This window comes from Herbidospora mongoliensis (assembly GCF_001570545.1).
In the GTDB taxonomy this organism is placed as follows: Bacteria; Actinomycetota; Actinomycetes; order Streptosporangiales; family Streptosporangiaceae; genus Herbidospora; species Herbidospora mongoliensis.
The window spans coordinates 396,732-416,763 of sequence record NZ_BBXD01000010.1 but is presented as its reverse complement, the minus strand read 5'-3'; the positions used below and the strand labels follow the sequence as shown (position 1 = coordinate 416,763).

Genomic DNA, 20,032 nt, shown 5'->3' with positions numbered 1-20,032 from the left:
TCTTGACCGACCAGTCGGTATGCTGGTCGTCGATCAGAGGAGGTCGGTATGGCGCGGTTGGGCACGTCCGTCGAGGAACCGGTACGCCAGCGGTTGCTGTCGGCGGCGACGCGTCTCTTCGCCGACAAAGGCTTCGAGAGCACGTCCGTTCAAGAAATCGTAGCTGCCGCGGGCGTGACAAAAGGGGCCATGTACCACTATTTCGACTCCAAAGATGATCTTCTCCACGAGATCTACGGCCGGGTCCTCCGCATGCAGATGGACCGCCTGCGGCATTTCGCCGACGGTGAGGGCACCGTCGCTGAGCGCCTGCACGCGGCGGCGGCCGATGTGATCAATACCACAGTCGACAACCTCGACGATTCGAAGATCTTTTTCAGGTCGAACCACCAGTTGGCCCCCGACACCCGCAAGGTCGTCCGCGCCGAGCGCCGCCGCTACCACGAGCGCTTCCGCGACCTCGTCCTCGAAGGCCAGCAACTGGGCGTCTTCAACACCGACGTCCCGGCCGAGATGGTGGTCGACTTCTTCTTCGGCTCGGTCCACCACCTCGGCACCTGGTACCACCCCGACGGCCCGCTCACCGGCAGCGAGGTCGGCCGCTACTTCGCCGACCTCCTGCTCAGGTCGCTCACACCGGCAAGCTAAGGCATTTCTTCCGTTACGGCTCCGCCTGGCCGGCACCGCCCGCCGTCGCCGGACCGCCCGCCCCCGGCGCCAACCGGCCGCGCCCGCCGCGCCCCGTAACGAGGCCTTGCACCGACCGGCCTTCGTCCGTGACGGGGGGCTTGGCCTTGACGGGGCACTACTCCGGTGCCGGGAGGCCGACCAGAGGCCCCAGGGCGTTGCGGTGGGCGCCGGGGGTGCCGAAGGCGATGGCGTCGGCCTTGGCCCGCTTCAGATAGAGGTGGATGGGATGCTCCCAGGTCATCCCGATACCTCCATGGAGCTGCAGGGCCTCCTCCGCCGCGCACACCGCGACATCGCCACAGTGCGCCGCCGCGACCGCCACGGCCACGCGGGCGTCGGCGCCGCTGGCGAGCCGATCGGCGGCGTTGCGCGCCGCCGCACGGGCACCCGCGACCTCCAGCCACAGATCGGCGAGCCGGTGCTTGAGCGCCTGGAAGGACCCGACCGGCCGGGCGAACTGCCGCCGCTCCTTCAGGTAGGCCACCGTCGTGGTGAGGCACCACTCCGCCACCCCCACCTGCTCGGAGGCCATGAGCCCGCCCGCGAACAGGAGCGCGTCCCGCACCGAAGCGCCTCCGAGCACCACGGCGGGAGCCCGGTCCACCGTCACCACGGCGAGCGGGCGCGTCACATCCAGGGAGACCACGGGCTCGACCCGGGCGTGGTCGCGCCCGACCACGGCGACCCGGCCCCCGTCGAGCGGCACGACGAAGAGGTCAGCGCCGACGGCACCCGCGACCCCGGTGAACCGCCCGCTCACCACACCCGCCTGGAGAACACCCGTCACGCGTTCCGCCGCGGCCCCCGCATGGAGAACACCAGTGGCCCGTTCCGGCGCGGCCCCCGCCTGGAGACCACCGGCTCCGGATTCCCGCCCGGCGACGCCCTCGTCGAGGACGCCTACCGAAATATCCCGATAAGGCGAGGCGGCCAGCGAGACACACAGCGCAGCCGTCACCTCTCCGGCAGCCAATAGCGAAATATCGGGATATCCGGCGTCCAGCAACACCCGGGTCGCCAGCACCGACGAGGTGAGGAACGGTGTCGGGGTGCCCGCCCGGCCCAGTTCCTCCAGCACCACCGCGACCTCGCGAGCGGAGGCCCCGGCTCCCCCGAGGTCCTCCGGCACCAGCAGCCCGGCCACGCCGATGTCGCGGGCCAGGCCGTTCCAGGCGGCGGCGTTCTCGCCCTCGGCGGCGACGGGGGCCTTGTCGGCGAGGAGGTCGCGGACGGCGGTCCGCAGTTCCTCCTCGACCTCCGTGTAGAGCAGCGTCATCGAGGCAGGTCCTTCCAGGGCACGGCGACGTCGGTTCGGGGTTCCGCCGGCAGCCCGAGCACCCGCTCGGCCACGATGTTGCGGAGGATCTCGGACGTGCCGCCCTCGATCGAGTTGCCCTTGGCGCGCAGGTAGCGATATCCGGCCCCGCGGCCGAGGAAGTCGACCCCGTCGGGGCGGCGGAAGGTCCAGTCGTCGTAGGTCAGGCCGTCTTCGCGCAGGAACTCGACCTCCAGCGCCGAGACCTCCTGGTGGTGCCGCGAGAACAGCAGCTTCATCCCCGAACCCTCCGGTCCTGGGTGCCCGGCGAGGAGCTGCTCGCGCAGCCGCTGTCCGGTCAGCCGCATCACCTCGCCCTGCACCCACAGCCCCAGCGCCCGCTGGTGCAGGTCGTGCGTGCGCGACTCGGGACGCTCGTTCCACGACTCGGCGAAGATGCCCATCATGGTGCGGCGCGGCGACCCGGCCGTGCCGATGGCGACGCGTTCGTTCATGAGGGTCGTCTGGGCGACCTTCCAGCCGTCGCCGATCTCGCCCAGCCGCAGGTCGTCGCCGAGCCGGACACCGGTCAGGAAGACCTCGTTGAACTCGGCCTCGCCGGTGATCTGGCGCAGCGGCCGCACCTCGACGCCCGGCGCCTCCATGTCACAGACGAAGTAGGTCAGCCCTCGGTGTTTGGGCAGGTCGGGGTCGTGCCGGGCGACCAGGATGCCCCAGCGGGCCAGGTGCGCACTGGACGTCCAGACCTTCTGACCGTCGACGACCCAGTCGTCGCCGTCGCGGACCGCCCTGGTCGCCAGGCTCGCCAGGTCGGAACCGGCGCCGGGCTCGGAGAACAACTGGCACCACACCTCCTCGCCGGTCCACAGCGGGCGCAGGAAGCGCCGCCGCTGCTCCTCGGTGCCGAAGGCGAGGATCGTCGGCGCGGCCATGCCGAGCCCGATGCCGATGCGGCCGGGGTTGTTGTCGGGGGTGCCCCGGAAGAGCTGGTCGACGACCCCCTGCAGGTCGCGCGGGGCGCCCAGGCCACCCAGCCCTTCGGGAAAGTGCACCCAGGCCAGCCCGGCGTCGAACCTGGCCCGCAGCCAGTCGAGCGGACTCAGCTCCGAAGGGTCGTGCTCGGCCAGGAACGCCTCCGCGCGTTGCCTGACCGTCGTCGCGTCCACCACGTGGTTTCCCCTGTCTGACGTGCCGTGCCAAGCGAGACGCGGACGGAGCGCGAGACGCGGACGGACGAAGTCCGGTCGTGGCTCGCGCTGTGAACCTGCCCAGAAGACAGGACCGGTCGTGGCTCGCGCTGTGATCTGCCTCAAGTAAGAAGTCGTACCGCACCGGCTCTTCGGTCCGGTATCGGTGGAATCACGTGTGCTTCTTCAGTTCCCGGTAGGCCAGGGACCGCTTGTGGACCTCGTCGGGCCCGTCGGCGAAGCGCAGGCTGCGGGCCCCGGCCCACAGCGCGGCCAGCGGGAAGTCCTGGCTGACGCCGCCCGCCCCGTGGACCTGGATGGCCTTGTCGAGGATCCACTCCACCGTGATCGGGGTGGCGATCTTGATGGCCTGGATCTCGGTGTGCGCGCCCCGGTTGCCGGCGGTGTCCATCAGCCAGGCCGTTTTCAGCACGAGCAGCCGGAGCTGCTCGACCTTCACGCGCGATTCGGCGATCCAGTCCTGGACGACCCCCTGCTGCGCCACCGGCTTCCCGAACGCCGTGCGGGCCAAGGCCCGCCGGCACATCAGCTCGATGGCCCGTTCGGCCATGCCGATGAGGCGCATGCAGTGGTGGATGCGGCCGGGCCCGAGCCGGGCCTGCGCGATGGCGAAGCCGCCGCCCTCCTCACCGATGAGGTTGGCCGCCGGGACGCGGACGTCCTCGAAGATCACTTCGGCGTGGCCGCCGTGGTCGTTGTCGGTGTAGCCGAAGACCGACATGCCGCGCTTGACGGTCAGGCCGGGGGTGTCGCGCGGGATCAGGATCTGGCTCTGCTGCCGGTGTTTGGGCGCCTCGGGATCGGTCTTGCCCATCACGATGAAGATCGCGCAGTTGGGGTTCATCGCACCGGTGATGAACCACTTGCGGCCGTTGACGACGTATTCGTCGCCGTCCCGGACGATCGAGGTGGCGATGTTCGTCGCGTCGGAGGAGGCCACGTCGGGTTCGGTCATCGCGAACGACGAGCGGATCTCGCCGTTCAGCAGCGGTTCGAGCCACCGCTTCTTCTGGTCGTCGGTGCCGAACTGGTGCAGCACCTCCATGTTCCCGGTGTCGGGGGCGGCGCAGTTGGTCGCGACCGGGGCGATGGCCGGCGATCGGCCCATGATCTCGGCGAGGGGGGCGTACTGAAGATTGGTCAGTCCCGCGCTCGGGAGGAACAGGTTCCAGAGCCCGCGCTTCCTGGCCTCGGCCTTGAGCTCGTCGAGAATCGGCGGAGCGCCCCAGCCGCCCGAAGCGGCCTGCTCCTCGAAGACCGGCTCGGCCGGGTAGACGTGCTCGGCCATGAAGGCCTCGAGCTTCTCCCGATAGGCCTCAGTCGTCGCGTCGAAGGCGAAATCCATGTGTCAGACCTCCCGAAGGCCGCGCTCGACGAGCGGCGCGACGATGTCCCCGATGTCGGCGAACCCGGCGCCGACCGTCAGGCCCTGGGTGAAACGGAAGTAGATCCCCTCGGTGATGACGGCCAGCTTGAAGCAGGCCAGCCCGACATACCAGCCCAGCCGGGACACGTCGCGGCCCGACTCCGCGGCGTAGCGGGCGGTCAGCGCGGTCACGTCGACCTCGCCGCCGAGCGCGCCGATGTCGAGGTTCGGGAAGTCGGCGTAGAGCACGAACAGCGCGAGGTCGGTGAGCGGGTCGCCGAGGGTCGACATCTCCCAGTCGAGCACCGCCGCCACTCTTCCGTCGCGCATCAGCGTGTTGCCCAGCTTGAAGTCGCCGTGGACGATCGCGGGCGCCCCCGACCCCGGCACGTCGCCGGCCAGCCGGGCGAACAGCTCGTCGATCCCGGCGACCTCGCGGCTGCGGGAGGCGTCGAGCTGCCGCTTCCACCGCTTGACCTGCCGGTCGAGGAACCCCTCAGGCCGCCCGAAGTCGCTCAGGCCCACGGCGGCCGGATCGATCACGTGCAGTCTCGCCAGTACGTCGGCCAGATGCTCCCCCACCTCCTGAGACAGCGGCGTGGGGGTGCCCTCGACGTATTCCATGACGTAGAAGGGCGCGCCGGCCACCTCGACGTCGTCGCAGAAGTGGAACATGCGCGGCACCGGCACGTCGGTGTGCTGCAGCGCGCCCATCACCCGGAACTCCCGGCCCATGTCGTGGGCGGTGGCCAGCACGTGGCCGAGCGGCGGGCGGCGCACCACGACGGTCCGCTCCGCGTCACGGACGATGTAGGTGAGATTGGACTTGCCGCCCTCGATCAGTTCGGCGGTCAGCGGGCCACGGGTGACGCCGGCGGTTTCGAGACGGGCGGCGAGACGGTCGAGATCCAGTCCGGGCACTTTCACAGCTCGCGAGCATACCGACCAGCCGGTATGACTGTCGACACGGGCTGGACACAACCACGACACGGCGTTTTTTCTGGATATATCAGGACATGTGGTTCGGGTCGGCCGGACCCCCACGACCCTAGGGTGACTGCCCATGGAACCGACGTTCTTCGAAACCCCCGACGAGCTGTACGCCTGGCTGGCCGCCAACCACGCCGCCGAGACCGAACTGTGGGTCGGCTTCCACAAACGCTCCACCGGCAGGCCGAGCCTCACCTGGCCGGAGTCGGTCGACCAGGCGCTCTGCTTCGGCTGGATCGACGGCGTGCGCAAGAGCCTCGGCCCCGAGTCCTACGTCATCCGCTTCACCCCCCGCAAGCCGCGCAGCACGTGGAGCTCGGTGAACATCAGTCGCATCCGCGAGCTGATCGAGACGGGCGTCGTCCACGAGACGGGCCTGGCCGCCTTCGAGGCCCGCTCCGCGGAACGGTCCGAGATCTACGCCTACGAACAGCGTCAGGCCGCCGAACTGCCGGAGGAGTACGCCGCGCGGTTCCAGGAGGACAAGGCCGCCTGGGACTGGTTCGAGGGCCAGGCCCCCTGGTATCGCCGGACCGCCATCTACTGGGTCATCAGCGCCAAGAAGGAGGAGACCCGGCTGCGCCGCCTCGCGACCCTGATCGAGGACTCGGGGGCCGGCCGCCGCATCAGGTCGGCGACGCGTCCCTGAACACGGCCGACAGGTATTCGGCGAACGCGGCCCGCAGGTCGCCGAGCGTGGGCGCGCCCCCGGCGCCGACCACGGCGTCGAACAGCAGCCCTTCGGTGAAGGCGACGAGCTGGCGGCCGTGCCGGGCCGGGTCGGAGGTCCCGGCGGCGGCGAACATGGCGACGGACGGCTCGCGGTAGCGACGCCCGATGTCGTCGTAGACGGCGCGCAACTCGGGCCGCCGGGTGGCCTCCAGCGCCAGTTCGTAGCGGGCGACGCTGCGCCGCCGGTCGACGCCCGTCATCTTGTACGTCGACACCGCCAGCAGCTCGACCATGGCCTCCCGGCGATCGACGGGAAGCGGCTGGGTCAGCAGCTCGGCGAAGTGCTCGTCCTCCAGCTCGGTCAGCCGGGCCAGCGCGAGTTCCAGCAGCGCGGCGCGGCTGCGGGCCAGGTTGGACGTCGACCCGGCCGGCAGCCCGGCCGCCGCGTCGACCGCGCGGTGGGTCAGCCCGCGCATGCCCAGGTCGGCGAGGATCTCGATCGCCGCGTCCCCGATGAGTCGCGTCCGGTCAGTGCTCACCTCGCGCAGACTACACATGTAGTGTTAACCTCTGCATACTACAGATGTAGTTTCCTTTCCTGAGGGGCCCCGAAATGAGACATGCCGTGGTCGTCGGCGCCGGGATCGGCGGGCTGACCGCAGCCGCCGCGCTGAAGCAGCAGGGCTGGGCGGTGACCGTGCTGGAGCGGGCCGCCTCGATCGAGCCGGTCGGCGCCGGGCTGGCGATAGCGCCCAACGCGCTGCGCGCGCTCGACGTGATCGGCGTCGGCGACCAGGTGCGGAAGCTGGCGGCGTTCCAGGGCTCGGGCGGCATCAGGACCAAGACAGGGAAGTGGCTGTCGCGCACCAGCGCCGAGGCCGCCGAGAAGCGCTACGGCGACCCGACCGTGCTCCTGCACCGGGCGGTCCTGGCGAACCTGCTGGCGGAGAAGGCCCCGGAGATCGAGCTCAACACCCCGGTGAAGCTGGTCACCGCCGACGGCGTGGTCAGCACTTCGAAAGGCGAGCTGCGAGCTGATCTGGTGGTGGCCGCCGACGGCATCCGCTCCCGCGTCCGGCAGACCCTGTTCCCGTCGCTGCCCGGCCCGGTCTACGCGGGCGTGACGAGCTGGCGGTTCATCGCCGACGGCACCGCGCAGCCGTCGGAGTCATGGGGCGACGGCCAGGTCTTCGGCGTGATGCCGCTGGTCGGCGAGCAGATCTACGGGTACGCCACCGCGCCGGCCCCGCCCGGCGGCACGGCGCCGGGCGAACTGGCCGAGCTGAGGCGCCTGTTCGCGGGCTGGCACGACCCCATCCCGGCGCTGCTCGACCGCACCGACCCGGCGAGGGTGATCCGCACCGACATCTTCAGCCTGGAGACCGCTCCCCCGGCCTTCCACGTCGGCAAGGTGGCGCTCCTCGGCGACGCCGCCCACGCCATGACCCCGAACCTGGGTCAGGGGGCCTGCCAGGCGATCGAAGACGCGATCACGTTGGCGTACACCACCGATCTGAGCGCCTATTCGGCGGCGCGGCTGCCGCGCACGACGCCGATCGTGAAGCGGTCGCGGACCATCTCCCGGATGACCGCCTGGCGCAACCCGCTCGCGGTGGCGGCACGCGACACGATGATCGGCCTGGCCGGAAGACTCGGCACGACGGCGGCGCTGCGGCAGATGGACTCGGTCTTCGCCTGGGAGCCGCCGGTCAGACCGTGACGGGCTGCTTGACCTCGTCGAGCTTGGGCGAGTGGTCGGGCGCTAACCGGCTGAGCGTGATGGTGCCCCAGACGAGGATCGCGGTGGCCATCAGCGCGGGGATGACCTGGCCGACGCCGGTCGGCAGCGGCTCGCCGAGCAGCACCGTCCCGGCGGTGATGGAGGTGATGGGGTCGATGATCTGCACGGTCGCGTAGGCGATGCCGAAGTAACCGACCTCATAGGACTTCTGCAGCAGCACGACCGCCGCGATCAGCAGCAGCGGGATCGCGAGGGCGAACCAGTGCAGTAAATCGCCCCAGGCACCGTTGAAGTTGGCGCCCACCACCCGCACGAACGTCGACACGGTCGCGGTGACCGAACCCGCGCCGATCGACATCCAGATGGCCTTGCCCGCCCCGGTGAAGAACCGGGCGGACACGAAGCTCGCGGCGGCGATCAGGGCGACCACCAGGATCAGCCCGACGCCCTCGTTCGTGGACATCGACGGTGTCGTGTTGTGCGCCGGGACCAGCAGCATCAGCCACAGCAGCCCGGCCGCGACGGCCGCCGAGCCGAGGTATTCACTCCGGTGCGCCCGGCGTCCGTGCAGCCAGGCGGCCAGCGGCACCGCGAACACGAGAGTGGCGACGCTGATCGGCTGCACGATGATGAGCGGCGCGAAGCTGAGCGCGACCGCGTGGAGGCAGGCGCCGCTGAAACTGATGGCCCCGCCGATCCACCAGCGCGGCCGGCGGACGAGCCGCAGGGTGGCTCCCTGGGCGACGGCCTCGAACTGCTGGAGAGCGGCTCCCAGGGCATAACCGAGCGCACCCAGCAGGGCAATGGTGAACCCCAGCCAGCTCATGGGCATGCTCCGGAAAGTCCGAGGGTGTGAGTCACCCGAATTAGCTTAGGGACAATCGACCGTTCCCCGGGTCGAGTCTCCCATATCCACCAGCACGGCCATGGCGGCGTTCCGCCCATTGAGGGCGATAACACTGCCGCCGGGATGGGTGGCCGCACCACAGAGATACACCCCTTCCATCGGTGTACGGGAGGTCAACCGCCGATCCCACATCTGGTCCGGCCGTACCTCGCCCTGGAAGATGTGCCCGCCGGTGAGCCCGACGCGGGCCTCGATGTCGGGCGGCCCGAGCACCTCGTAGTCCGCCAGGCAGTCGGCGAAGTCGGGGGCGTACCGGCCGATGAGGTCGATGAACTGTCTGGCCACCTCGTCACGGCGGGCCTCCCAGCCGCCCTTGACCGCGTAGGGGGCGTACTGCCCGAAAACGCTCATGAGATGCGTCCCCTCCGGAGCTCCGGGCTGGACGTAGATCTCCCCGAACCCCACCGCCGGTTCGCCGGCCTCGCAGCGTTCGAACGCGCGCTGGGCCTCGGCGAGGCCGGTCGTCACGTCGACCACGCCGCGCGCCATGAAGGTCTCGCCTGGGGCGGCCGTCCAGGAGGGCAGGCGGTGCAGGGCGGCGTTGAACTTGACCACCGGGCTGCGGACGTCCCATTCGGCGATGCGCAGCCGGTAGTCGGCGGGGGCGTCGGCGACCATCGTCATCAGGCGTTTGGGGTCGGCGTTGGAGACGATCTTCTCGGCGGCGATGAACGTGCCGTCCTCCAGGCAGACGCCCTCGCCGGGGATGACCTGGGCGACCGGCACACCGGCGGCCAGCACCGCGCCGGCCTCGCGGGCGGCGTCGGCGATGGCGAAGCTGACCATCCCCATCCCGCCCTTGACGTAGCCCCAGACCGCGCCGACGCCGTCGAGTTCGCCGATGAAGTGCATGAGCTTGACGGCGGCCGTGCCGGGATCGTCCGGACCGGCGTAGGTGCCGATGATGCCCTGGCCGAACAGGGCGTCCTTGAGCCGCTGGTCGGTGACGAAGTCGTCGATGACGTCCGCGATCGAGGCGTGGAACAGGACGTCGGACATATAGGTGTCGTCCAGCAGCGCGCCGAGTTCCTCGCGGGAGGGCGAGTCGCCGATCCAGGTGTCGCGGGCGCCCTTGCGGAGTTTGATCCGCATGCGGTCGAAGAGGTCCTCGTACGCGAGGTAGCCGTCGATCTCCTTCTGGGGCAGGCCGAGATCGCGGAGCGAGTTGACCGTGCGGTCGTGGTCGAGCCACTGGGCGAAGGCGGTGCCGTCGTCGTAGGGGATCCACAGCTGGGGGTCGGCGAGCGTGAAATCGAGGCCGCGCCGTTTCAGGTCGAGTTCGCGGATGACCGTCTCGTCGAGCAGGCCGATCACATAGGCGCAGGGGCTCACGACGTACCGGGGATCTTCGAACGGGCGTTCCAGGGTGCACGCGCCGCCGAGGCGCTGCCGGGCCTCCAGCACCAGTACCGATTTGCCGGCTCGTGCCAGGTAAGCGGCACATGTCAGGCCGTTGTGGCCGCCACCGACCACGATCACATCCCACCGGCGACTCGCCAGGGCTTTCACCGGTTCCGGGAGCCCCACCTGGCCGAGCTGGGCGGCGATCTCGTTCATCCTTCAACACTGACTGGATAACCAGTCAAAGCGCAAGGGCCACCCATGGGTCTAGCATCGGTCATTCCGGGGTTTTTCCTACGGGGTGCCCAGGAACGACCTACTCGTTCGGCGCGTTGGAGCGGGCGTGGCCTCTCTATCCCAGATGATCCGGCGTTTCCTTGAGAAACCCGGCAGCGTCGACATCGCGCCCTTCGCGCGGACAGTCGCCGCCGCCGGGGCGCTCGCCGACCGCGCGCGCGGCCTCTCCATCGAGGAGTTGCGCGAGATGGCCGCGGCGGAAGTCGGCTCCGCCGAGTTCTGCGCGGCGGTCCGCGAGGTCGCCGACCGCACCCTCGGTGAACGCCCGTTCGACGTGCAGCTCGTCGGCACGCTCGCCATGCTGTCGGGGAACGTCGTCGAGATGGCCACCGGCGAGGGCAAGACCCTCGCGGGCGCGCTCGCAGCCGCGGGATTCGCGCTGCGCGGCAAGTCGGTGCACGCCATCTCGGTGAACGACTACCTGGCCCGCCGCGACGCCGAGTGGATGGCGCCCTTCTACACGGCGATGAACCTGACGGCCGGGTGGATCGCCGAGACGTCCACGGCCGAGGAACGCAGGGCCGCCTACGCCTGCGACATCACCTACGCCAACGTCAGCGAGATCGGCTTCGACCTCCTGCGCGACCGCCTGGCCACCGACCCCGACGCGACCGTCCAGCCGGTCCCGCAGGTCGCCCTGGTCGACGAGGCCGACTCGGTGCTCGTCGACGAGGCCCGCGTGCCGCTGGTGCTGGCCGGCGCCACCGACGCGGGCGCGGCGGTCCCCGAGATGGCCGCGCTGGTCCGCCGCCTGTCGCGCGGCTACCACTTCGAGCTCGACGACGAGGGCCGCAACGTCTTCCTGACGAGCAAGGGCACCGACACCGTCGAAAGCGCTCTCGGGATCTCCCTGTACGACCACCCCGGCACCGTCACCGAGGTCAACCTCGCCCTCCACGCCCACGCGCTGCTGGTCCGCGACGTCGACTACATCGTGCGCGACGGCCGGGTGCAGCTGGTGAACGCCTCGCGCGGCCGGGTGGCCCAGCTCCAGCGCTGGCCCGACGGGCTCCAGGCGGCGGTGGAGGCCAAGGAGAAGCTGGCCCCCTCCGACACCGGCGAGATCATCGACTCGATCACCATCCAGGGCCTGCTCACCCGCTACCCCGAGATCTGCGGCATGACCGGCACCGCCGTGGCCGTCGGCGAGAACCTGCGCGAGTTCTACAAGCTCAAGGTCGCCGTGGTCGCCCCGAACCGCCCCTTCATCCGCGTCGACGAGCCCGACCGCCTCTACCCGTCGCTGATCGACAAGGAACTGGCGCTGGCCGACGAGATCGTCACCCAGCACGCCACCGGCCGCCCGATCCTGATCGGCACGCTCGACGTCGCCGAGTCGGAGTCGCTGTCCAAGGAACTGCGCTCCCGGGGCCTCGAACCGGTCGTCCTGAACGCGAAGAACGACGCCGAAGAGGCCGCCATCATCGCCAAGGCGGGCGAACTGGGCGCGCTGACGGTCTCGACCCAGATGGCCGGGCGCGGCACCGACATCCGCCTGGGGTCCCCGAAGGTCGCCGAACTGGGCGGCCTGCTGGTCATCGGGACCGGCCGGCACCCGTCCAGCCGCCTCGACGACCAGCTGCGCGGCCGCTCCGGCCGGCAGGGCGACCCCGGCAGGTCGGTGTTCTTCGTCAGCGGCGAAGACGACCTGCTGAAGGCCTACCTGCCCGAGGAGAACCTGCCCAAGGCCGACAAGGACGGGCAGATCCGCGACAAGCAGGGCTCCTACCTGGTCGGCCACGCCCAGCGCATCGCCGAGGGCGTCAACACCGAGATCCACCGCAACACCTGGCGCTACACCCGCGTCCTGGAGGAGCAGCGCACCCGCCTGCTGGAACACCGCGACCGCATCCTGTACGGCGACTCCGGCGCCGACGCCCTGCGCGAAGCCCGCCCCGAGCGCTACCGGGAGCTGGTCGAGCAGTCGTCGGAGGAGGCCGTCTCCTCGGCCGCCCGCCAGATCGTGCTGTTCCACCTCGACCGCTGCTGGACCGACCACCTCGGCTACCTGGCCGACCTGCGCGAAGGCATCCACCTGCGCGCGCTCGGCCGCCTCAGCCCGATCGACGAGTTCAACCGGGAGGCGCTGCCGGCGTACCGGAAACTCCTCGAAGAGATCGAGAAGCGCTCGACGGCGAGCCTCGACACCCTCGACCTGTCGGCGCCGCTGTCCGAGCAGGGCATGAAGCGACCGACCGCGACATGGACCTACCTGGTGTCGGAGAACCCGTTCGGCAGCGACTGGGACCGGGTGCTCCGGCGCGTGTCCTCGGCACTGCGCGGCCGCAAGAAGGGCTAGGCCGGGCCCGAGCACGCCGCGGCAGACCGCACCCAGCCCGGTCTCAGGTCTGTGCCCGGACCGACAGGCCGATGATGAGGTTGGTCAGTCCTTCGCGCAGCCCGGCCGCGAACATCTCGGCGGCCGGGGGGATGCCCATCTCCCTCGACACCTGGGCGACCGTGTCGGACGGCGTGGCGTAGGGCCACAGGCCCGCGGTGATGACGAAGACCGCACCCGCGAAGTGACTCGACGCGGCCCGGCTCAGGTGCGGCAGCACCGCGCCCACCATCGTGGCGAAACGGTCGGTGTTGGCGCTCGCGCGGCGTTTGAACTCGCGGGCGTAGTCGAGCGGCATGTTGCGTTCGAGTACCGAGGCCATCGCCGCGACCAGCTCACACAGTCTCGGGTCGGCGACCATGGCGTCGGCGATCTGACTAGCGATCCGCTCTTCCCGTACGTAACCCGGGCCCTCTGCGCCCGGGTCGAGGGTCAGCCGATCGAGCCAGTCACGCCAGGTCTCGTCGAGGACCTCCAAGAAGATCACCTCACGGCTGCCGAAGTAACGCAGCACGTTGGATTTGGCCAGGCCGACCGTGGCGCTGAGCTCGTTGAGGCTGATGTCGGCCAGCGGGCGGTCGCGGAGCATCTCCCGGGCGACGCCGAGGATCGCGGCCCGTCTCGCCTCCACCTGTTCCGGCTTCCTGGCCCGCTGGAAATCCATGATCTTTACCATATCAGACCCCTGGTCTCTTGTTAAAAGACCAGTGGTCTCTTAAATTGGCACTCATGTACACAGTTGTCACCGGAGCGAACTCCGGAATCGGATACGGCCTGACCAGACGCTTCGTACGGGAGGGAGCCGAGGTCGTCATGGCCGTCAGGAACGGCGACAAGGGCCGGGCGGCCGCCGCCCGGCTCAAGGCCGAGTTCCCGGCGGCGCGGCTGCGGGTCGAGCTGTTCGACCTGGCCGACCTGGAGTCGGTCGCGGCACTTCGACGACCTGCAGAGCACCCGGAACTACAGCCCGCGGATCGCCTACGGCACCTCGAAGCTGGCGAACCTGATGTTCGCCCGGGAACTCGACCGCAGGTCCCGCGCGAACGGCTGGGACGTGCTGAGCAACGCCGCCCACCCAGGGGCGACGAAGACGAACCTCCAGGTCACCGGGCCCACCCACGGGGCGTCGGGGTCACGCGCCCGGCTGGTGGGCTGGGTCAACGCGGCCAGTTACCGGATCCCCGGCCTGTGGCAGGAGGTCGACGGCGGGATCCTCCCTGCGTGGTTCGCGGCGACAAGCCCCGAGGCGGTGAGCGACGGCTACTACGGGCCGGGCGGGTTCGGCGAGCTGACCGGGCCGGCGAAGGCGGCCCGCGTACCGGGAAAGGCCTTGGACGAGGGCGACGCCGAACGGCTCTGGCTCGTTTCCACGCGGCTGACCGGAGTCTTCGGGTGACGCGCGGAAGGGCCCGGAGCCGTAAAGGCTCGGGCCCTTCTTCGTATTAGGCCGCGATTAGCGCCACGCGGTGAAGTGCCACTTGTTGGGCGTCGAATAGGTGCAGGTGGACACGGACCATCCGGCCGCCTTCACGGCCGATCGCCAGTAATTGCAGTTACCCGAGTCGGGGTAGCCGCCGTAGAACTTGCTTTCGGCGTGGGCGGTTCCTGACATGGAGAAAACCGCGCCGGCGATGGCGAGACCGACGAACGCCCTTTTCAGAACTCTCATGGTGTTGCCTTCCTTTGGATCCGCGCGAAATTTCCGCTACCCGCTGATACTCAACCGGCGATCACCGGCACGCAAGGGACCGGTTCGACAATGGAACGGGCCATGAGCGGGAAAAGCGGAAACTGGCACGGAAAGGCAAAAGCCATCCGGGGCGTTCGAGTATTTCGAAATAAGGCGATTAAGAATTCAACGATCCGCGCCCCCTGGGAGACGGGGCGCGGATCGCCGGACGGGGCCCGCTTCTTCCTATGCCCCGGTCTTCTCGTGCCTGCCCTTCCTGGCCTGGACGATCAGGAAGCGCATGCCGACCGCGACGAGCGCGCAGGCCACCAGCCCTGAGGCGATGACCGGCACGGGGGTCTCCGGCCGTGGAGTCGTGGTGTCGTAGGCGACGTGGGTCACCGACGGGATCGCGACGGTCTTCTTCGCCTCGGGCGCCGGCGCGGCGGCGGCGGTCTTCTGCTGGGGGGCGGCGGGCTTGGCGGGGGCGGCCTTCTGCGGGGCGATGGGGGCCTCGTTCGGGGCGCAGGTGACGTCCTCGGCGGCGGACAGCTTGAATTTGATCTGCTGCGGCTCCGCAGGGACACTGCGTTCGTTGTACGCGCCCTCCGAGAACGCGACCGGGGCGCCCTTCTTGCCGAGGCCGTCGCCCCACTTGGTGATCATGTAGTCGATGTCGATGTGGCCCTGGCCGCCGATGCCCTCGACGGTCAGGCTGCCGTCGTCGAAGGTGCCGCCGGTGAGGTCGGCGAAGGTCTTGCCGTCGAGGTCGAGCATGATGCCGCTGCCCGACGGGGAGCCGGGCCCCCGGTCGCCGACGAAGAAGGGGGCCTTCTTGCCCTCGTACATGACGTAGCCTTCGGTGCCCATGGGCCAGCTCGGACTGGCCGCCAGTCCTTTCTGCATGGGCTTGCCCGACGCGGGGGCGCCGGTGTCTCCGTTGCGGCCCGAACCGTCGTCCCAGAAGTAGGAGGCGGTGGTCGAGCCCTCGTACACGGGATGGACGACCTGGTCGGGCACGCCGTATCCGGAGAAGTCGGAATCGGGCCGGGTCACCCGCTGGACCGAGCCGTTGAGGGCCTCGATCGTGGTCACCTTGCCGTCGGCGACCTTCTCGACCACGCCGACCTGGCCGTGGTCCTTGAGAAAGCCGATGGCGCCGGGCTGGGGCTGGGAGGTCCAGGCGCTCTTGGACCTGAACCACTCGGCGTGGTCGGTGGAGGCGGCGAAGCTGCCGACCTGCTTGAGGAGGCCGGCCGACTGACCGGCGTAGGAGACGAACGTGTCGCACCAGGGGGCCGAGGCGAGCGAAGGGTCTTTGCCTGCGCTGTACCAGGTGCCGTACTTGCTCTGCGTACCCGCCTGCGCGGCGTAGCCCAGTTCCTGCCGGGCCGCGGCGAGCAGCGAATCGGTGATGGGGGAAATGGGGGGAGCTCCTTTGGTCACGGCTGAGTAACCGGACATTAGGCCCCATTTACGTCAAATCTGAAGAGATGGGTACAAAACTTTGCTTTGGGTTTACTGATCGTCATATGCGGCAGAGGGGGTCCAGCCACAACGAAGGGACCTCAGATGACGACCTCGGAGACGGTCGGCGGCGCCGCCCGCAGGGCCGTACAGCACCCCCTGCTCGACAAGCTGGCGAAGGTGGGATTCGCCGCCAGAGGCGTGCTTTACGCCCTGATTGGGCTGGTCGCCCTGCAGATCGCGTTCAACGGCTCCAGCAGTGAAGAGGCCGACAAGTCCAGCGCGATCCACATGGTCGCCGAGCAGCCGTTCGGGTCGGTGCTGCTCTGGATCATGGCCATCGGCCTGGCGGGCCTGGTGGTCTGGCAGATCGGTGAAGCGATCTGGGGGCCGCCGAAGCTGCGCGAACGCGCCGAATCGGTCGCCCGAGCGGTGGTGTACGTCGCCCTGGTGGTCTCGATCGTGAGCCTGCTCGTGAAGGGCAAGGAGGCGGCCAGCACCGACTCGCAGTCACAGGACGTCACCCGCGCGCTGTTCGAACTCCCGGGCGGCCAGTTCCTGGTCGGGCTGTTCGCACTGGGCCTGATGGCCCTGGGCGTGTACTGGATCCACGAGGGCTGGACCGAGAAGTTCATGAAGGACATGCACGTGACCGAGCCGAAGGCGCGGACCACCGTCGTCCGCCTCGGCAAGGCCGGCTACATCGCCCGAGGCGTCGTCGCCATCGCGGCGGGCGTGCTGGTCGGGCAGGCCGCGCTGACCTACGACCCGGACAAGGCGGCGGGCATCGACAACGCGCTCAAGTCGCTGTCGGAGACGCCGATGGGACCGTGGCTGCTGGGACTGGTGGCGATCGGGCTGATCCTCTTCGCCGTCTACTGCTTCGCGGAGAGCCGCTGGCACCGTACCTGAACTGAGAAATAGAAAAGGGGCGTCCCGCCGGGACGCCCCTTTCGCTTTGGATCAGGCCTCGGCCGGAGCCGGTTCCTCCTTCGGCGCGGGGGTCTCCTCGGGCATCCGGCTGCGCCAGAAGCCGAAGCCGACCAGGACGATGGCGGCGAAGACGTAGCCGAGGGCTATCTGGCCGCCGACGTTCCAGCCGACCTTCTCCGCGTGCAACAGGCCGATGAACGACAGCACCGCGCCGAACATCGAGTAGCCCGCCGCCCAGTAGAAGTTGCGGTCGATGATGAACGCGACGACCGCGCCCAGCACCAGGCCCGCCAAGATGGCACCACCGCCCAGCAGCACCGTGCCGTGGTAGACGGTCCCGGCCGCCGCGATCTGTTCGGCCGTCACCGGCACGCCCGAGGCGGCGATGACGTTGTTCATCTGGGTGGCCGCCCACGAGGCGATGTTCGGGATGATGGCCATCACGACCGCGACCGCGTGGACGCGCGGCACCTCCTGGAACGCCTGGGCGCCGATCAGCAGGCCGATGTAGAGCAGGATCGGCACGATGGCCGGGGTCGGGAGCAGGGTCGCCAGGACGCTGAACAGGCCCAGGAAGCAGAACAGGGCGATGACGACGCCACTGGCCATCGAGTACGCCGTCCGGCCGCCGGCCGCCTTCCATCCGGGGTGGCCGATGTAGACGGCGGGCGGGAACGGCGAGCCGAGCGCCGAGCCGACCACGGCCCCGGCGCCGTCGGCGATCAGGACGGCGCGCAGGTTGTACTTGTCACCGGCCACTGCGGCCGACTCGACGTTGGCCATGCCCTCGGTGAAGTTGTAGATGCCCAGCGGGATGGCCGTCGCCAGCAACGGCGCGACCTCGCTCAATCCGTTGATCAGCAGATCGATCTTCAGCGTGGGCAACCCGATCGCGATGTCGCTGACGGCCGCGCCGACGGCGGCGGGCTCCATGTAGCCGCCGATCCAGCCGATGGCCGAGCCGACGAGCAGGGCCGCCAGGCCGATCGGGATGTTCCCCGGGAGCTTCAGGTCGGTGAAGAAACCGACCAGGATGATCACCAGGACCGGCAGGGCGATCCAGAGCGCCTCCCACATCTGCGCCGCCGGGCGCATCGAGATGAAGGCGATCGAGATGCCCGCCAGCGTGCCCAGCATGGCCGCCTGCGGCGTGTACTTGCGGATGACCGGGCCGATGAACGCGCCCAGCAACACGATCAGGCCGATGATGAAACACCAGGCCAGACCTGCTTGCCAGGCCGCGATCGGGTCGTTGGTGGCCAGGTACGTCGGCAACATGATCACGAACACGACGATGAACATGTGCGGGACCGACGGACCGTAGGGCATCGCGCAGACGTCGAGGCGGTTCTCCTTCTTCGCCAGCCGTCTGGCCAGGTAGGTGTAGTAGACGTTCCCGATCAGCAGCTGGATGCCGAGGGCCGGGAGGATCACGCCGTACACGTCGCCGCCGGCGATGTGCACCACACCGACGCACAGCGCCGTGAGGGTCAGCACGTTCACCAGGACGTTGAACCCGAGCCCGAAGAAGGCGTTGGTATCGCCGGGCACCCATCGCGGGATCTTCACAGCGGGGGTGGTCATCCTAAATCACCTCAATGAGCTTGTCGGAGGGCGTGACCCAGCCGAAGATGCCGCCCTGGGCGGCGACCATGGCGAGTCCCACCTGCTGGAACTCGTCGAAATACGACCCCACGCAGTCGGACACGACGAGGCACTCGAAGCCCCGGTCGTTGGCCTCCCGGACGGTCGTGTGCACGCAGACCTCGGTCGTGACGCCGGTCACGATGAGCGAGGTGATGCCTTTCGCGGCCAGCAGTTCGCTGAGGTTCGTGGCGTAGAACGAGCCCTTGCCGGGTTTGTCGATGACCGGCTCGTCTTCGAGCGGCTTGAGGTCGTCGACGATGTCGTGGCCGTACTCACCTCTGATGAGAATCCGGCCCTTGGGGCCCGGATCCCCGATGCGCATCGACGGCGCGCCGCGATTCAGCTTCGCGGGCGGGCAGTCGGACAGATCGGGTACGTGGCCCTCCCGCGTGTGGATGACCGCCAGCCCGGCCGCACGGGCCGCGCCGAGCAGTCTGACCAGCGGGGGGATGACCTTCTGCAATTTGCTGACGTCGTTCCCGAGCGTCTCGCCGAACCCGCCGGGCTCGACGAAGTCGCGCTGCATGTCGATGATCAGCAGCGCGGTTGACTCGGGTTGGAACGTGAACGGATAGGGGGACGCGTCGACAGTGGGCACGACCGGCTCCTCGATGCTTTCAAGGCCGGTACGTCCCCCGACGCCGGACCGGCCGTGCGGTCCATATCGTCGATTGTCGACAGAAATGTATCCACTACCGGCCCGCCCGGTTAACGGCCGGTTACCCGATGTACGTCCGGGCCCCGTGCGAGGCGAGCGCGGCCAGAACCGTCGGCGCGTCCTGGCTCACCACGGCGTCGAAGAGCTTCTTGTGCCGGCGCACCCCGTCGCCGGGATCGCCCACGTGCTCGACCTCCCGCCGCAGGTTGGCGGCCATGTAGAGCTGGAGCTTGCGGATGACGGGCTGGTAGGCGAGCAGCAGCTGGCGCTGCCGGGCCAGCCCGACCATGGCGATGTGGAACCGGCAGTGGGCGTCGTTCTCCTCCCGGAGGTCGCCCTTGCGGGCGGCGACGTCCATGGCGGCGAGGGCCGCTTCCAGTTCGTGGACGGGCACGTCTCCGGCGAGCGGCATCGAGAGCGAGACGGCGTATTGCTCGAGCACGTCACGCAGCCCGAACAGCTCGTCGACGTCACGCTCGGACAGTTGCGCCACCCGCACCCCGCGCCTGGGGAGATGCTCCACCAGCCCCTGCTCGTCGAGCAGCCGCAGAGCCTCGCGCAGTGGCGCCCGGCTGATGCCGAACCGCCGCGTGAGCGTCTCCTCGATCAGGCGCTCACCCGGCTGGAGCGCCCCACTCAGGATGTCCTCGCGGAGCTGGTTCATCGACAGCTCGACAAGACTCGCCGATTCGAGCACGCCCACCTCCTCTGACCCACACTCTGGCAGATCAATCATGCGCTTCTGCGGGCAGACCTTCCCACAGGTACGAAAAGGCACTTCTGTACCATTAGAGATACCTTTGGGGGAGGTAAAGCGTGCTAACACGAGTTA

General features: G+C 69.3%; 19 protein-coding genes and 1 pseudogene. 7 read left to right on the top strand and 13 right to left on the bottom strand.

Translation table 11 applies throughout. From position 1 onward, the window contains the following. Positions 1 to 48: 48 nt before the first annotated feature. Positions 49 to 648: a TetR/AcrR family transcriptional regulator gene (locus tag AW272_RS10685; protein ID WP_066363276.1), complete on the top strand. Its 600-nt coding sequence runs from the start codon at positions 49 to 51 to the stop codon at positions 646 to 648. Positions 649 to 805: 157 nt separating this feature from the next. On the opposite strand, the gene AW272_RS10680 is transcribed toward AW272_RS10685, so the two are convergent. From AW272_RS10680 to AW272_RS10665, 4 genes are all read right to left on the bottom strand, one after another. Then, entirely contained in the window at positions 806 to 1,966 is a 1,161-nt protein-coding gene (locus AW272_RS10680) for an acyl-CoA dehydrogenase family protein (RefSeq protein ID WP_066363274.1), read from the bottom strand. Continuing rightward, entirely contained in the window at positions 1,963 to 3,132 is a 1,170-nt protein-coding gene (locus AW272_RS10675) for an acyl-CoA dehydrogenase family protein (protein ID WP_218010857.1), read from the bottom strand. The genes AW272_RS10680 and AW272_RS10675 overlap by 4 nt, the downstream gene beginning before the upstream one ends. A 193-nt stretch (positions 3,133 to 3,325) precedes the next feature. Then, a complete protein-coding gene (locus AW272_RS10670) occupies positions 3,326 to 4,519 on the bottom strand; it encodes an acyl-CoA dehydrogenase family protein (RefSeq protein ID WP_066363264.1) in 1,194 nt (397 codons plus the stop codon). Between the two features lie 3 nt (positions 4,520 to 4,522). After that, positions 4,523 to 5,467, bottom strand: coding sequence for a phosphotransferase family protein (locus AW272_RS10665; RefSeq protein ID WP_066363262.1), 945 nt, complete (start codon positions 5,465 to 5,467; stop codon positions 4,523 to 4,525). Between the two features lie 136 nt (positions 5,468 to 5,603). On the opposite strand from AW272_RS10665, the gene AW272_RS10660 reads away from it, so the two are divergent. After that, positions 5,604 to 6,179, top strand: a complete 576-nt coding sequence (locus AW272_RS10660) for a YdeI/OmpD-associated family protein (protein WP_066363260.1) — start codon at positions 5,604 to 5,606, stop codon at positions 6,177 to 6,179. Here the strand turns inward: AW272_RS10660 and AW272_RS10655 are convergent. Next, entirely contained in the window at positions 6,157 to 6,741 is a 585-nt protein-coding gene (locus tag AW272_RS10655; protein WP_245657393.1) for a TetR/AcrR family transcriptional regulator, read from the bottom strand. The genes AW272_RS10660 and AW272_RS10655 overlap by 23 nt on opposite strands. Positions 6,742 to 6,815: 74 nt before the next feature. Here AW272_RS10655 and AW272_RS10650 point away from each other — a divergent pair, with 74 nt between their 5' ends. Continuing rightward, positions 6,816 to 7,922 (top strand): FAD-dependent monooxygenase, encoded by a 1,107-nt coding sequence (locus AW272_RS10650; RefSeq protein WP_066363248.1) that lies wholly within the window; start codon positions 6,816 to 6,818, stop codon positions 7,920 to 7,922. Here AW272_RS10650 and AW272_RS10645 read toward each other — a convergent pair. Next, positions 7,912 to 8,769, bottom strand: coding sequence for a DMT family transporter (locus AW272_RS10645; protein WP_066363240.1), 858 nt, complete (start codon positions 8,767 to 8,769; stop codon positions 7,912 to 7,914). The two genes, AW272_RS10650 and AW272_RS10645, sit on opposite strands and share 11 nt — an antisense overlap. Before the next feature lie 45 nt (positions 8,770 to 8,814). Beyond that, on the bottom strand, positions 8,815 to 10,407 hold the full coding sequence (locus AW272_RS10640) for a phytoene desaturase family protein (protein WP_066363238.1): 1,593 nt from the start codon (positions 10,405 to 10,407) through the stop codon (positions 8,815 to 8,817). 145 nt (positions 10,408 to 10,552) lie between these two features. On the opposite strand from AW272_RS10640, the gene secA2 reads away from it, so the two are divergent. After that, a complete protein-coding gene (gene secA2, locus AW272_RS10635) occupies positions 10,553 to 12,787 on the top strand; it encodes an accessory Sec system translocase SecA2 (RefSeq protein ID WP_066363236.1) in 2,235 nt (744 codons plus the stop codon). 43 nt (positions 12,788 to 12,830) lie between these two features. Here secA2 and AW272_RS10630 read toward each other — a convergent pair whose 3' ends face one another. Then, entirely contained in the window at positions 12,831 to 13,490 is a 660-nt protein-coding gene (locus tag AW272_RS10630) for a TetR/AcrR family transcriptional regulator (protein WP_218010842.1), read from the bottom strand. 65 nt (positions 13,491 to 13,555) lie between these two features. Here AW272_RS10630 and AW272_RS45980 point away from each other — a divergent pair. Both AW272_RS45980 and AW272_RS44925 read left to right on the top strand, forming a co-directional pair. Further along, positions 13,556 to 13,753 (top strand): annotated as a pseudogene (locus tag AW272_RS45980) (SDR family NAD(P)-dependent oxidoreductase); the annotation flags it as partial. Positions 13,754 to 13,832: 79 nt separating this feature from the next. After that, positions 13,833 to 14,222 (top strand): Rossmann-fold NAD(P)-binding domain-containing protein, encoded by a 390-nt coding sequence (locus AW272_RS44925; protein ID WP_245657392.1) that lies wholly within the window; start codon positions 13,833 to 13,835, stop codon positions 14,220 to 14,222. Positions 14,223 to 14,279: 57 nt separating this feature from the next. On the opposite strand, the gene AW272_RS10620 is transcribed toward AW272_RS44925, so the two are convergent. Both AW272_RS10620 and AW272_RS46300 read right to left on the bottom strand, forming a co-directional pair. Continuing rightward, on the bottom strand, positions 14,280 to 14,495 hold the full coding sequence (locus AW272_RS10620; protein ID WP_066363234.1) for a hypothetical protein: 216 nt from the start codon (positions 14,493 to 14,495) through the stop codon (positions 14,280 to 14,282). 246 nt (positions 14,496 to 14,741) lie between these two features. Next, on the bottom strand, positions 14,742 to 15,941 hold the full coding sequence (locus AW272_RS46300; protein WP_169807526.1) for a CHAP domain-containing protein: 1,200 nt from the start codon (positions 15,939 to 15,941) through the stop codon (positions 14,742 to 14,744). Positions 15,942 to 16,067: 126 nt separating this feature from the next. Between AW272_RS46300 and AW272_RS10610 the strand changes: the two genes are divergently transcribed. Beyond that, positions 16,068 to 16,874: a DUF1206 domain-containing protein gene (locus tag AW272_RS10610; RefSeq protein WP_066363231.1), complete on the top strand. Its 807-nt coding sequence runs from the start codon at positions 16,068 to 16,070 to the stop codon at positions 16,872 to 16,874. A gap of 51 nt (positions 16,875 to 16,925) precedes the next feature. Here the strand turns inward: AW272_RS10610 and AW272_RS10605 are convergent, their stop codons facing one another. The 3 genes from AW272_RS10605 to AW272_RS10595 form a co-directional block, all read right to left on the bottom strand. Beyond that, positions 16,926 to 18,479, bottom strand: coding sequence for a regulator (locus AW272_RS10605; protein ID WP_066363229.1), 1,554 nt, complete (start codon positions 18,477 to 18,479; stop codon positions 16,926 to 16,928). 1 nt (position 18,480) lies between these two features. Beyond that, the gene (locus tag AW272_RS10600) at positions 18,481 to 19,140 is read right to left on the bottom strand and encodes a cysteine hydrolase family protein (RefSeq protein WP_218010840.1); all 660 of its coding nucleotides are present in this window, start codon (positions 19,138 to 19,140) and stop codon (positions 18,481 to 18,483) included. Positions 19,141 to 19,261: 121 nt separating this feature from the next. Next, positions 19,262 to 19,897: a GntR family transcriptional regulator gene (locus tag AW272_RS10595; RefSeq protein ID WP_218010839.1), complete on the bottom strand. Its 636-nt coding sequence runs from the start codon at positions 19,895 to 19,897 to the stop codon at positions 19,262 to 19,264. Between the last annotated feature and the right edge of the window lie 135 nt (positions 19,898 to 20,032).

What these genes read in the sequence shown, in the direction of transcription:
- AW272_RS10685 (WP_066363276.1), top strand. Translation starts at nt 49, where the DNA reads ATGGCGCGGTTGGGCACGTCCGTCGAGGAACCGGTACGCCAGCGGTTG.
- AW272_RS10680 (WP_066363274.1), bottom strand. Translation starts at nt 1,966, where the DNA reads ATGACGCTGCTCTACACGGAGGTCGAGGAGGAACTGCGGACCGCCGTC.
- AW272_RS10670 (WP_066363264.1), bottom strand. Translation starts at nt 4,519, where the DNA reads ATGGATTTCGCCTTCGACGCGACGACTGAGGCCTATCGGGAGAAGCTC.
- AW272_RS10660 (WP_066363260.1), top strand. Translation starts at nt 5,604, where the DNA reads ATGGAACCGACGTTCTTCGAAACCCCCGACGAGCTGTACGCCTGGCTG.
- AW272_RS10650 (WP_066363248.1), top strand. Translation starts at nt 6,816, where the DNA reads ATGAGACATGCCGTGGTCGTCGGCGCCGGGATCGGCGGGCTGACCGCA.
- AW272_RS10645 (WP_066363240.1), bottom strand. Translation starts at nt 8,769, where the DNA reads ATGAGCTGGCTGGGGTTCACCATTGCCCTGCTGGGTGCGCTCGGTTAT.
- AW272_RS10640 (WP_066363238.1), bottom strand. Translation starts at nt 10,407, where the DNA reads ATGAACGAGATCGCCGCCCAGCTCGGCCAGGTGGGGCTCCCGGAACCG.
- secA2 (WP_066363236.1), top strand. Translation starts at nt 10,553, where the DNA reads ATGATCCGGCGTTTCCTTGAGAAACCCGGCAGCGTCGACATCGCGCCC.
- AW272_RS10630 (WP_218010842.1), bottom strand. Translation starts at nt 13,490, where the DNA reads ATGGATTTCCAGCGGGCCAGGAAGCCGGAACAGGTGGAGGCGAGACGG.
- AW272_RS44925 (WP_245657392.1), top strand. Translation starts at nt 13,833, where the DNA reads ATGTTCGCCCGGGAACTCGACCGCAGGTCCCGCGCGAACGGCTGGGAC.
- AW272_RS10620 (WP_066363234.1), bottom strand. Translation starts at nt 14,495, where the DNA reads ATGAGAGTTCTGAAAAGGGCGTTCGTCGGTCTCGCCATCGCCGGCGCG.
- AW272_RS10610 (WP_066363231.1), top strand. Translation starts at nt 16,068, where the DNA reads ATGACGACCTCGGAGACGGTCGGCGGCGCCGCCCGCAGGGCCGTACAG.
- AW272_RS10605 (WP_066363229.1), bottom strand. Translation starts at nt 18,479, where the DNA reads ATGACCACCCCCGCTGTGAAGATCCCGCGATGGGTGCCCGGCGATACC.